Below are 11,406 nucleotides of genomic sequence, written 5' to 3' on the forward strand. Positions count from 1 at the left end.
GGCTCAAGATGGCCTGAACGTCGGCCCCATCTTCGGCCAAACCTGCCATCGTCGCGGTGCCCTGCGATGAAGCGTGACGCCAGAGCCTCCTCCGAGGCGCTTGCCCTCACTGCCGCGTTCTTCGGTGGGGCGTGCCTGTCGTTGCAGGCGCGCTTCAACGGGACGCTCGGTGAGCCGTTGTCCGAGCCGCTCGTCGCGGCGGTGTGGAGCTTCGGTTCGGGGCTCGCGCTGCTCGTGCTGACGCTCGTCGTGCCGAGCCTGCGCCGCGGCGCCGGTCGGCTCGTCGACGCGATTCGGGCGGGGCGTCTGCGCTGGTGGGAGTGCCTCGGCGGCGTTCTCGGCGGTGCGTTCGTGGCGGTGCAGACGAGCACGGTCGCCATCCTCGGGGTAGCGGTCTTCATCGTCGCGAGCGTCGGTGGCCGGGCACTCGGCGGGCTGCTCGCCGATCACGTCGGTGCCGGCCCCAAGGGGCGCACGCCGATCACCCCCGCTCGCGCGCTCGCCGGAGCGTTCGCCGTCGTCGGGGTCGGCATCACGGTGAGCGGCCAGCACGTCCCGGGTGGCATCGCGGTCCTGCCGGCCCTCGCCGTCATCATCGCGGGCGTCATGACGCAGTTCCAGCAGGGTCTCAACGGGCGCGTCAGTGCGCGGGCAGGTAGTTCGTACGCGACGACGCTGCAGAACTTCCTCGTCGGCGTGATCGCTCTCGTGGTGTTCGCCGGTGCGCGCGTGCTCCTCGGCTTCACGCAGTGGCAGTGGCCGCACGACGCTCCCTGGTGGGCGTGGCTCGGTGCGCCGCTGGGCATCGCGTTCATCGGGTTGTCGGCGTGGGCGACGGAGCACATCAGCGTGCTCGTGCTCGGGCTCATGGGCATCATGGGGCAGCTCGTCGCGGCGCTCGTCATCGACCTGCTCGACCCGGTGGCGCGCGAAGGTGTCGGTGTGCGCACCGTCGTCGGCATGGTCGTCACCGCTGCGGCGGCAGCCATGGCGGCACGCTCCGGTGGCCGACGGGCTACTTCAGACGCGCGTTCGTGAGCTCGGCGAGGCGCTTGTAGCCCGCGTCGTTGGGGTGCAGGCCGTCAGGGCTGATCCACTCAGGGTGACCGGTGAGCGGGAAGTCGAGATCCAGCCACGTCGCACCTGAGCTGCGCACCACGGGTGCGGCGGCATCGCGCAGCCGTACGAGGTCGGGTGGGGGAGAACTCGCCGGTCCGATCAGTGCGATGACGACGACGCGCGCCTCGGGGACGCTTCTTCACCGCCGCGAGCGTCTCGCGCAGGCCCTCGACGATGGTCGCCGTCGGCACGCCGCGGGCGACGTCGTTCCATCGGCCGGAGATGATGACCGTGCCCGGCTTCGACGCTGCGGCTCGTGCGACCTGGGAAGCGTAGTGCTGCGTCGGACGCCCCACGTCGTAGCCCATGCCAGGCACGGCGACGTTGATCTCGTTCCACCCGCGCTCAGCGCTCAGGACGGTGGTCCATCGCTTGTCCGGTGAGCTCGCCTCCGAGCCGGCGGAGTAGCTGTCGCCGACGAAGGCCACCACGGGGCGTCCGCTCAGGCTGGGTGAGGGCGCGTCGGCGACCGGGGCTGACGAACGGCGGTCGACGACGAGGAACAACGCCACGACGAGCACCCCGACGACGAGTGCCACGAGCGCGGGAACGCGCCACGCCACTTTCCGCTCGGCACGCTCGTGTCATACGACGACCGTACGCGTGAGCCCAGGTCGATCACGAGCGTCCCGTCACACCCCGGTGTGAGCGCCGACCGCGCCCGGGGCGTCTGGCAGGATTGGGGCCATGACTGCGACGACGCTCGACGGCAAGGCCACCCTCGCGACGATCAAGGGCGAACTGCGTGAGCGCATCGCTGCGTTGAAGGCGCGCGGCATCACGCCGGGCCTCGGCACGGTGCTCGTCGGCGATGACCCAGGCTCGCAGTGGTACGTCAACGCCAAGCACAAGGACTGCGCGGAGGTCGGCATCACCTCGATCCGCAAGGATCTGCCGGCCACCGCGACACAGGCCGAGGTCGAGGCCGTCATCGACGAGCTCAACGACGACGAGAACTGCACGGGCTTCCTCATCCAGCAGCCGACGGGTCTCGACGAGGTCGCGCTGCTCTCACGCGTCAAGCCGGAGAAGGACGTCGACGGTCTGCACCCGGTCAACCTCGGCAAGCTCGTGCTCGGCGAGGAGGCGCCGCTGCCGTGCACGCCGATGGGCGTCATCGAACTGCTGCGCCGTTACGACGTGCCGCTGAACGGCGCGGAGGTCGTCGTCGTCGGGCGTGGGCTGACGGTGGGGCGCCCGCTCGGTCTCATCCTCACACGTCGCAGCGAGAACGCGACGGCCATCCTGTGCCACACCGGCACGAAGGATCTCGCAGCTCACACGAAGAACGCGGACGTCATCGTCGCCGCCGCCGGTGTGCCGGGGCTCATCACGAAGGACATGGTCAAGCAGGGTGCCGCAGTGCTCGACGTCGGAGTCAGCCGCGTCGACGGCAAGGTGGCCGGTGACATCGCACCGGACGTCGCTGAGGTCGCCGGATTCATGTCGCCGAACCCCGGCGGCGTCGGCCCGATGACGCGTGCGCTGCTGCTGACGAACGTCGTGGAGGCCGCCGAGCGTGAGGCCGAGGCTCGGGGTCGGTGAGTCACTTCAAGGTCGGCGTCCCGTGGCTCGTCGTCGTGCTGCCGGTCGCGTTGGGCCTCGCCGTCGTCTTCGGCGGGCATGTGCGCGTCGGAGGCATCCTCATGGCCGTGGGTCCGCTGCTGGGGGCGATCATGCGCGCCGTCTTCCCCGAGCGTGTCGTGCCCGATCTCAAGGTGCGTTCGAGGGGCACGGACGTCGCGTTGTACGCGCTCGGTGCGATCGTCACCTTCGTCGCCTTCACGGGCGTCAAGCTCGGTTAGGTCGCAGCCGATGACACGTCCCTCGGACGTCGAGGTGAGCGTCATCATCCCCGTCCGTGAGGCGAGCGAGCGAGGCCGTGCAGCTGAACGTGCTCGCCGCGCCGCCGATCGTCCGCGTCCTTGTCGACAACGGGCGCAACGTCGACCTGCGAGCGCTCGCCGGCGTGCATGCGCCGCACCTCGCCGTCACCGTCGTCGACGCGACCAGGCAGGCCGGCACCGCGTTCGCCCGCAACCGTGGCATCGAACGCGCCACCACCGAGAGGTTGCTGTTCTGCGACGCCGACGACGTCGTCGGCCCCACGTGGGTGCGTGACGGCGCGATGGCCCTCGACGCGCATCCGATGTTCAGTGGTGGCGAGCTGCCGTTCACGTCGGACGAGCTGGATCGTGCACTCCGCGATGCGTGGGCGACGCTCGCAGGGTGGCTGCCGCGGTATCTCGCGCAACCCGATCAGGTGACGCGAGATGCCGCAGGGGGACGTACCCGGTGTTGCTCGGGTGCTCGTTCGGTGTGCGGCGCAGTTTCGCACGCGTACCCGAGATACCGAAGCACACCGACGAGTGCGTGAGCGCGCCGTCCGGTGGACGCGCGACGAACAACGACGCAGTGACGGGTGCCGCGCGCAGCAAATGAGCGTCGCAGCAGGGGCGGCACCCTAGAATCTGCGGCATGGGTTTGAAGATCTCGGTCATCGGCACGGGCTATCTGGGTGCGGTGCATGCGGCGTGCATGGCTGAGTTGGGTCACGACGTGGTGGGTGTCGACACGGATGTGTTGAAGATCGAGGCGTTGGCAGCGGGGCGTAGTCCGATCTTCGAGCCGGGGTTGCCGGAGTTGTTGGTGAGTGCGCAGGCGTCGGGTCGGTTGCGGTGGTCGACGGACATCGCTGATGTGGCGGATGCTGATGTGCATTTCGTGTGTGTGGGGACGCCGCAGAAGCCGGGGGAGTATGCGGCGAACACGGATTATGTGTTCGGTGCGTTCGCGTCGTTGGCGCCGCACATGAAGGCGGGGTCGGTGGCGGTGGGCAAGTCGACGGTGCCGGTGGGGACGGTGCCGCGCGTGCTGGAGGTGCTGCAGGCCGGCGTGTGTGACGGGGTGGATGCGCGTCTGATCTGGAATCCGGAGTTCTTGCGTGAGGGATTCGCGGTGAAGGACACGTTGACGCCGGATCGGTTCGTGTACGGCGTGGAGGGGGAGTTCGCGGATGCGAATGTCGCGCGTCTGGATGAGGTGTATGCGCGGGCATTGGCGGCGGGTACGCCGCGGTTGGTGACGAATTTCGCGACGGCTGAGTTGGTCAAGGTGAGCGCGAATGCGTTCCTCGCGACGAAGATCTCGTTCATCAATGCGATGGCTGAGGTGTGTGAGGCGAGCGGCGGTGATGTCGTCGCGCTCGCGGATGCGATCGGGCATGACGAGCGCATCGGGCGCAAGTTCTTGGGTGCGGGTGTCGGGTTCGGTGGGGGGTGCTTGCCGAAGGACATTCGTGCGTTCATGGCGCGTGGTGAGGAGCTCGGCCTGGCGGAGTCGGTGGAGTTCTTGCGGACGGTGGATGCGACGAACGTGCGTCGTCGTTCGCGGGTGGTGGAGCTCGTGCGTGACGTGCTGGGTGAGGACGTCGTGGGGGCGCCGGTGGCGGTGTTGGGGGCGGCGTTCAAGCCGAATTCGGACGATATTCGGGATAGTCCGGCGTTGGACGTGGCTGAGCGTTTGGTGGCCTTGGGTGTGGATGTGCGGGTGCATGATCCGGAGGCACTGGCTGTGGCGCGGGCGCAGCGTCCGGGGCCGGGTTATGTCGACACGGTTGATGAGGCGTTGGTGGGGGCGCGGGTGGTCTTGTTGTTGACGGAGTGGCAGGTGTATCGCGATCTCGACCCGGCCGATGTTGCTGAGCAGGTCGCGGGTCGTGTGCTCATCGATGGGCGGAATGCGTTGGATCGTCGGCGGTGGGCTGAGGCGGGTTTCACCGTCCACGCCCTCGGCCGCCCGACGATCACGCCCGCGAGCTGACCTCTTCCCCGCGTCCAGATGCACGCGGGTGCACCTGGACGCAGGACGCAGGGTTTCGGGCTGGGCGCGGTTGCGGTCGGTGGGTTCGACACGATCATGCGGCCTTGAAACGATGAGCCCATGCGAGTGATCACGGCGAACGTCAACGGCATCAGGGCAGCGCGGCGTCGCGGGGGTCTGGAGTGGTTGGCGCAGCAGGAGCCGGACGTCGTCGCAATGCAGGAGGTGCGCGCGTCGGCGAAGCAGTTCGCGACCGCACTCGACGGTTCGGCTCTCGCCGAGTACGAACTCGCGCACGCCGAGTCGGCCGCTGCGGGCCGTGAGGGCGTCGCCATCCTGACGAAGCATGCGCTCGCGTCGTCGAGCTGCGTCATCGACGGCTTCGACGAGATCGGCCGCTGGGTGGAGGCTGACGTCGTCGTCGACGGGCGCAGCGTCACGATCGCGAGCGTCTACGTGCACACCGGCGAGGCGGGCACCGACAAGCAGACTGCGAAGTACGCCTTCCTCGACGCGCTCGAGGCGCGGATGGCGCAGCTCGTCGATCGTCCGGCGCTCGTCATGGGCGATTTCAACGTCGCGCACACGGTGAACGACCTCAAGAACTGGAAGGGAAACCGTGGCAAGGCCGGGTTTCTCGAGGACGAGCAGGCGTACCTGACGCGGCTCACCGAGAACGGCTGGGTCGACGTCGTGCGCGCCAATCACGGCGACGTGCCAGGCCCGTACTCGTGGTGGTCGTGGCGCGGAAAGGCGTTCGACAACGACTCCGGGTGGCGCATCGACTACCAGTTCGCGAGCCCGACGCTCGCCGCTGTCGCCCGCGAACCGTGGATCGGGCGCGCCGCAGCCTACGATCAGCGGTGGAGCGACCACGCGGCGGTCGTCGTCGACTACGACCTCGCCGCGCTCGAGACGACGGGGGAGTGACGTGAGCGAACCGCGCGACGCCGCGTCGTCGGGCGAACCGGCACAGGCTGACGAGGCCGTCGAGCCCGTCACGCCCGGGCAGTGGGGCACGTTCCGCACGCGCGCCGATCAGCGACGGCTCGCGCAGGTGCAGGCCGCGAAGCGCGAGCGTGAGGCAGCGCGAGTCCGCCCGGACGTTTCGCTCAGCCGCGATGCTGGGCCGGCGCCGGTTCGCCCTCAGCAGGCGGGCCATGAGGTCGACAGCCTGGCCACCGGGGATGATCGCGAGACCTTCACCATCCTCGGCGTGTGCACGGGAAACGTCTGTCGCTCACCGTATTTCGAGCGTGTGCTGGCTGCCGACCTGGCGGGCCTGCCGGTACGCGTCGAGGGCGCCGGGACGGGCGCGTTGCTCATCGACAGGATGTCATCAGGGACGCAGGTTCTCCTGCGTGAGCGCGGCCTCGACGGCGCGCGCTACCGTCCGCGTCAGGTGACGCCCGCGCTCGTGCGCGAGGCAGACCTCGTGCTGACGGCATCGCGCGAGCATCGGCGCGTCCTCGCCGAAGAGGCGCCGACGGCGGCGTCGCGCATCTTCGCGTTGCTCGACTTCGCCGACGTCTGCACCGTGGCCCCCGTGCCCCGAGCCCAGGGCGTCCACGGGCTGCGCGAGTTCGTCGCCCAGTCGACGGCGGGCAGCGTCGAGCGGCACAGCACTCGATCGGACGTCGAGGCGGAGATTCTCGACCCGTTCCGTCAGGGCCCCGAGGTCTTTGCGAGGATGGCGGCGCAGGCCGATCCGGCGCTTGCGACGGTGGCGGCGGCCGTTCGTCGCATCATGGGTTGAACGATTCGGCACGACAGTGAGGATGATCGGATGAGCAACCACCACGCAGTGGAGTGCTGGCTGACGGACATGGATGGCGTTCTCGTGCACGAGGAACGCGCCATTCCGGGGGCTGCGGAGTTCTTGCAGGCGTTGCAGGAGACGGGGCGTCGCTTCCTCGTGCTCACGAACAACTCGATCTACACGCCACGCGATCTGCGCGCGCGGTTGCTCGCGTCGGGCATCGACGTGCCGGAGGAGGCGATCTGGACGTCGGCGCTCGCGACGGCGCAGTTCCTCGCCGATCAGCGCGCCGGTGGCAGCGCGTACGTCGTCGGTGAGGCGGGGTTGACGACGGCGCTCCACAACGTCGGCTACACGATGACGGAGCGCGAGCCCGACTACGTCGTGCTGGGGGAGACGCGCACGTATTCGTTCACGGCGATCACGCGCGCGATCCGTCTCATCGAGGGTGGCGCGCGGTTCATCGCGACGAACCCGGACGTCACGGGCCCGAGCACGGAGGGGCCGTTGCCGGCGACGGGGTCGATTGCGGCGCTCATCACGGCGGCGACGGGCGTCAAGCCGTACTACGTCGGCAAGCCGAATCCGCTCATGATGCGCAGTGCGCTCAACCGCATCGACGCGCACTCGGAGTCGACGGTGATGATCGGTGACCGTCTCGACACGGACGTGCGCAGCGGCCTCGAGGCGGGGTTGCGCAGTATCCTCGTGCTGACCGGGTCGACGAAGCCCGATCAGGTCGACCGCTACCCGTTCGTGCCGACGCGCATCTGCGAATCGATCGCCGACGTCGTGCCGCTCGTCCACGAGCTCTGCCCGGAGCGCATGGCGGCGGCTCAGAGCGAGGGCGGCGAGCATCGAGAAGCAGACGCGTGAGCGACGACTTCGACCCGTTCGCCGACGCGCCGCGTTCCCGCCCACCCAGGCGGGAGGACGAGCAGGAGCCGTCGCAGCAGTCGTTCGACCCGTGGGCCGACCTGCCGATCCGGGCTTCGCGGCCGCGTCACGGTCTGGAGCTCTCGACCGACGCACCCGGTCTCGGCGGGATGTGGCAGGAGTACGACGCGTCGTTGGCCTTGTATCGCGGCGTGGGGCAGGGGAGCGAGCGCGATGCCTCTCCGTCGCCGGGCGGTCGCATTCTCGTCGTCTGCACCGGCAACGTGTGTCGCTCGCCGTACATCCATCTACGTCTGGCCTCCGAGCTGGAAAGCTTGGGCATCGAGGTGGCGAGCGCGGGAACCGGCGCCTTGGCGGGGTGGCCGGTTGACCCGGGTTCCGTGGCGCTTCTCGACGCGGCAGGAATCGACTCCACGGCGTTTCGGGCTCGGCAGCTCACTGTGGACATGGTCGAGGACGCCGACCTCGTGCTGACCGCGACGCGCGCGCACCGCCGCTCGGTGGTGCAGGAGGCGCCGTTGGGGTTGCGCAAGACGTTCACGCTGGTCGACTTCGCCGACCTCGTCGCCGAACTGCAGCCCGACGACATCGAGCGTGTGCGTGGACGTTCGCTCGTGGCCCGCGTCGCCGCGGCCGCGGCAGACCGCCATTACCTCGTGCACCCCCGCACCGACGAGGACGCCGACATCGTCGACCCGTTCCGTCGGAGCCCGGACGTGTTTGCCGAGATGAAGCGCCAGACGCTGCCGCCAATGGGCGTTGTGATCGACACCTTCCGCGTTATGGGCGAACTCGTCCACGCGTAATGGCGTTCGAATAGCCAGAACAGGCGTTCAGCCCCTCGCGTCGTGATCGGGGCGGCGACACAACCCAGCGTGTTGGCGGGAGCTATGCCCGGTAGTCCGCGGGAGCGATCAAGCGGCGGCGGAACAATGCCGAAAGCACGCACAAGCCTGCAAAACCCGCAGCCGTCGACACCGTGGCCATTATGTAGTAAGCCCCCAGGCAGGCCGCCTCCAATAAGGTCGGCAGTGGGCCGACTCCGAGCCGCTTATGCAACATGCGTTCAACTACCAGCGAGCGGAGCCATAGCGCCCCAACCAGTGTGCAAGCAGCAACTGTCAGGCTCTCGAGGTAGCGAGCAGCGATGTAACAGGCTAACGCGCCGACCACGGCTGAGATGACGTTGGCCACGAACAACGCTTTCTCAGCGCGCACCGCTTTCATAAAGACTGACAAGATTCCGCGGCTTTTGATCTCGAAATACCCGACGGGCATGAGAAGGATAAGCAACGTCACAGCGCGCTCGAAACCCGGCATCCAACAATCCAAGAGCCAGCCGATGGGCAGCGCCAGACACAGCGAGACCATCGCGAGCGGCAGCGTAACCCGAGACATGGCGTAGAAGTGTGCGGGCCACTGAGACTCGTGAGCGGCTTTCAGGTTGGGGAATAGCGCCACAGAGACCGCGTTGACCACGACGAGGAAGATGGTGGAGAACTGGAGTGCTAGCGAGACCTGCCCGAAGGCTACCGTTCCGAGGGTCGTAGCGATCGTGAGACGGACCGCACCGTTCAGAGCAAGAGCGCTGAGGTTGCTCAACACCACGAACATGCCGGACCGGCAGTCTGCGAGGAACGCAGGCCAGGCGCGGCGCACCTCGTCGAAGGTTGAGAGGCTTATTACATCGCGAGCCTTGAATAGGGACCAGGTCAGCCCTATCGCTTTCCCTACGATGTCGCCTAAAGCCAGTACTGGAAGCCCGAGCCCGGGGTGCAGGCAGAACGCGACAGCCGCGCCGAGAAGAACGGCACGCTCGACGAGCATCGAAATCATCACCGTTTGCGCCCGCCCTGTCGCTTGAAAGAGGAACGTGATAGTAACGCGTGGGACGTAGAAGGCGACTCCTATGCAGGCCGCGGCGAACCATCGCCAGTCGGACTCCGTCAACACGAACCACAGAACTGCCGACAGAAGAAGAAACGATGCCACTTCAGCCACTGCCAGGAATAATAAGCCAGGACCCACCTGGCCGTGTGGCAAGTTACCCCAGGGTTTGCCGGCCAGACGAAGGAGGAGACCGTCTGAGTAGCCGAACGTAATGTACCCCAGGTACAGAACGTAGAATTGAAACAATTGCCACTCGCCGAACTCGTAGGGCGACAAGAAGCGTGGTAGGACAAAGGTGAGAACTGCCAAGGAGAGCATGTACCCCGAGGTGCCGACGAATATCCAAGGCAAGCCTCGGAGGAGGCCAGCGCGGCCACTCCTCGCAGCTGTCTCCGGCTCACTCGACATAGTGTGCGGCCCGGAGCCGGGGCATGTGCTTGGCGCTGTTGCGTTCTGTTCGTCCATGCTCCTGTAGGAGCTTGTACAGCATCCCGAGGAAGGCGAAGGCTGCGATGTTAAAGACGTTGAGTGTGCCAACCAGCCAATCGAGGTAGGGGGCCCGCGGCGCGTAGAGAAGCTGCCGGCTCATGATGAGCGCGGCAGCGGCGAGGAGGGGGCTCAACGAGAGGACCCGGCCACCGAAGGCGAACATAAGCCCGAACGCCAGACCCCCCAGGAAGAGGCCAGCCCACCCGAAGTCCCAGAAGAGCTCGGCAAGAGCTGACGAGCCATAGCCACCACCTCTGAGGTAGATGGAGGGCATGATTCGAAACGACACGATATCGGCGAAGTTGTAGCCCTCGACCGCGCGGACAGCCGTCTGGCCGTCGTAAACGGAACTGTCGAAGCCTGGGAGAAGTCGAGCCTGGATGAACTCGATTAACGGGCCGAAAGTATAGATTTTGTCGTGGGGGATGCTGAGAACATCCGTCTGTGCATACACGAGAAGATTTGCGCTAACCCCTTGTGAATAGAAAAATTCCACTAGGGGATTGCCCGACTCCCCAGCGGTTGCTGTAGCGCCGTCGCCACGAGTTTGATTTATGGCGTTGAGCAGCTCGAGCAAGGGCGCCAAGAGAAGAGCTCCCAAGCCGATTTTTCCAATCGTGGGCCAGTGCTGGGCCATGTCAGATCTTTCGGCGATCGCGCTGCGCAGCAGAGAGTAGAAAATCACGAGGAGCAGCGTGAGGACGAAAGGGGCCCTGCGCCCCATGAGTAAGTCGAATCCGTGGGCGCCAACAATGACGAGTGACGCCCCCACGAAGACCCTGAACTTTGGGATGGCGGCCAAGACGAAGGCGTAGCCAACGATCATCAGTGATTCGCCGATTCTTCCCGTGGTGGAGACTAGGGAAGACTGTGACGAGTAGTAGTCGAGGTATGAGGTCTGATTGACCGAAGAAACCACCGATATGCGGTTCTCCATGTACAAGGCAACGCCTGCGAGCATGCCAGTTATCCCCGCGTACTGGAGCGGGATGTCCCTCGTAGTGCGGCTCACCAAGCCCCCTGCACTCCAGCGCTTAGTCGCTATCGCAACGCCTGCGAGCGCTGCGAGCAAAAACACTTGTTGCATGAATAGGCTGCGCGCCACGAGGGCCGGATCGTTCAGGTGCATGCCCCAGTCGTCGGCCGACTGCGCCTTATACCCCAAGATGCCGACTGCGACGATTCGACCGGTTAGAAACGTGAACATCGACGCGACAAACAGGGATAGGAGCAAACCGGCAGGCCGAGCTCGGACGCCGATCGCGAACAGGGCGAGTTGCAACAGTAGTGTCGAGGCGACAGCCCATTGCGGAGCATCGCTGAACCATGCAACGAGATCCAACCCCAACAAGAACGGAGCGAGAAGTGTCAACTCGGCAGTTCTGACCGGTGGTTCGGCATATGTTCGACGGGAGGTGGATGCACTCATT

At 66.6% G+C, this 11,406-nt stretch carries 11 protein-coding genes and 1 pseudogene; 9 read left to right on the forward strand and 3 right to left on the reverse strand.

Features of this window, described 5'->3' with window-relative positions; genetic code table 11:
- The first annotated feature begins 66 nt into the window (after nt 1–66).
- A complete protein-coding gene (locus AX669_RS09010) occupies nt 67–1,038 on the forward strand; it encodes a DMT family transporter (protein WP_062257940.1) in 972 nt (323 codons plus the stop codon).
- On the opposite strand, the pseudogene AX669_RS09015 reads toward AX669_RS09010, so the two are convergent.
- Nucleotides 1,016–1,682: pseudogene (locus AX669_RS09015) on the reverse strand (SGNH/GDSL hydrolase family protein). The gene AX669_RS09010 and the pseudogene AX669_RS09015 sit on opposite strands and share 23 nt — an antisense overlap.
- A gap of 124 nt (nt 1,683–1,806) precedes the next feature.
- Between AX669_RS09015 and AX669_RS09020 the strand changes: the two are divergent.
- The 8 genes from AX669_RS09020 to AX669_RS09055 all read left to right on the forward strand — a co-directional run bounded on the left by AX669_RS09020 (nt 1,807) and on the right by AX669_RS09055 (nt 8,403).
- Nucleotides 1,807–2,664 (forward strand): bifunctional methylenetetrahydrofolate dehydrogenase/methenyltetrahydrofolate cyclohydrolase, encoded by an 858-nt coding sequence (locus tag AX669_RS09020; protein WP_006945588.1) that lies wholly within the window; start codon nt 1,807–1,809, stop codon nt 2,662–2,664.
- Nucleotides 2,661–2,924: a DUF3017 domain-containing protein gene (locus AX669_RS09025; RefSeq protein ID WP_062257943.1), complete on the forward strand. Its 264-nt coding sequence runs from the start codon at nt 2,661–2,663 to the stop codon at nt 2,922–2,924. The genes AX669_RS09020 and AX669_RS09025 overlap by 4 nt, the downstream gene beginning before the upstream one ends.
- Nucleotides 2,925–3,001: 77 nt before the next feature.
- Nucleotides 3,002–3,496 (forward strand): glycosyltransferase family A protein, encoded by a 495-nt coding sequence (locus tag AX669_RS09030; RefSeq protein ID WP_197418877.1) that lies wholly within the window; start codon nt 3,002–3,004, stop codon nt 3,494–3,496.
- A gap of 101 nt (nt 3,497–3,597) precedes the next feature.
- Nucleotides 3,598–4,941, forward strand: coding sequence for a UDP-glucose/GDP-mannose dehydrogenase family protein (locus AX669_RS09035; protein WP_062257947.1), 1,344 nt, complete (start codon nt 3,598–3,600; stop codon nt 4,939–4,941).
- Nucleotides 4,942–5,061: 120 nt separating this feature from the next.
- The gene (locus tag AX669_RS09040; RefSeq protein ID WP_062257948.1) at nt 5,062–5,871 is read left to right on the forward strand and encodes an exodeoxyribonuclease III; all 810 of its coding nucleotides are present in this window, start codon (nt 5,062–5,064) and stop codon (nt 5,869–5,871) included.
- Nucleotide 5,872: 1 nt separating this feature from the next.
- Complete coding sequence (locus AX669_RS09045) at nt 5,873–6,697, forward strand: hypothetical protein (protein ID WP_062257950.1); 825 nt, start codon at nt 5,873–5,875, stop codon at nt 6,695–6,697.
- Between the two features lie 30 nt (nt 6,698–6,727).
- Complete coding sequence (locus tag AX669_RS09050) at nt 6,728–7,576, forward strand: HAD-IIA family hydrolase (RefSeq protein WP_062257952.1); 849 nt, start codon at nt 6,728–6,730, stop codon at nt 7,574–7,576.
- Nucleotides 7,577–7,746: 170 nt separating this feature from the next.
- Nucleotides 7,747–8,403 carry a low molecular weight phosphatase family protein gene (locus AX669_RS09055; RefSeq protein ID WP_156444968.1) on the forward strand — a complete coding sequence of 219 codons (657 nt, stop codon included), beginning with the start codon at nt 7,747–7,749 and terminating at the stop codon, nt 8,401–8,403.
- Between the two features lie 82 nt (nt 8,404–8,485).
- Here AX669_RS09055 and AX669_RS09060 read toward each other — a convergent pair whose 3' ends face one another.
- Nucleotides 8,486–9,796: a lipopolysaccharide biosynthesis protein gene (locus AX669_RS09060; protein ID WP_156444969.1), complete on the reverse strand. Its 1,311-nt coding sequence runs from the start codon at nt 9,794–9,796 to the stop codon at nt 8,486–8,488.
- Nucleotides 9,797–9,884: 88 nt separating this feature from the next.
- On the reverse strand, nt 9,885–11,405 hold the full coding sequence (wzy, locus tag AX669_RS09065) for an O-antigen polysaccharide polymerase Wzy (protein WP_082740765.1): 1,521 nt from the start codon (nt 11,403–11,405) through the stop codon (nt 9,885–9,887).
- Nucleotide 11,406 lies beyond the last annotated feature (1 nt).

Source organism: Dermacoccus sp. CCH2-D9 (assembly GCF_001556795.1).
Classification (GTDB): domain Bacteria; phylum Actinomycetota; class Actinomycetes; order Actinomycetales; family Dermatophilaceae; genus Dermacoccus; species Dermacoccus nishinomiyaensis.

Excerpts from the sequence above, each read along its gene's own strand:
- AX669_RS09055 (WP_156444968.1), top strand. The coding sequence starts at position 7,747 with ATGTGGCAGGAGTACGACGCGTCGTTGGCCTTGTATCGCGGCGTGGGG.
- AX669_RS09010 (WP_062257940.1), top strand. The coding sequence starts at position 67 with ATGAAGCGTGACGCCAGAGCCTCCTCCGAGGCGCTTGCCCTCACTGCC.
- AX669_RS09020 (WP_006945588.1), top strand. The coding sequence starts at position 1,807 with ATGACTGCGACGACGCTCGACGGCAAGGCCACCCTCGCGACGATCAAG.
- wzy (WP_082740765.1), bottom strand. The coding sequence starts at position 11,405 with ATGAGTGCATCCACCTCCCGTCGAACATATGCCGAACCACCGGTCAGA.
- AX669_RS09050 (WP_062257952.1), top strand. The coding sequence starts at position 6,728 with ATGAGCAACCACCACGCAGTGGAGTGCTGGCTGACGGACATGGATGGC.
- AX669_RS09040 (WP_062257948.1), top strand. The coding sequence starts at position 5,062 with ATGCGAGTGATCACGGCGAACGTCAACGGCATCAGGGCAGCGCGGCGT.
- AX669_RS09035 (WP_062257947.1), top strand. The coding sequence starts at position 3,598 with ATGGGTTTGAAGATCTCGGTCATCGGCACGGGCTATCTGGGTGCGGTG.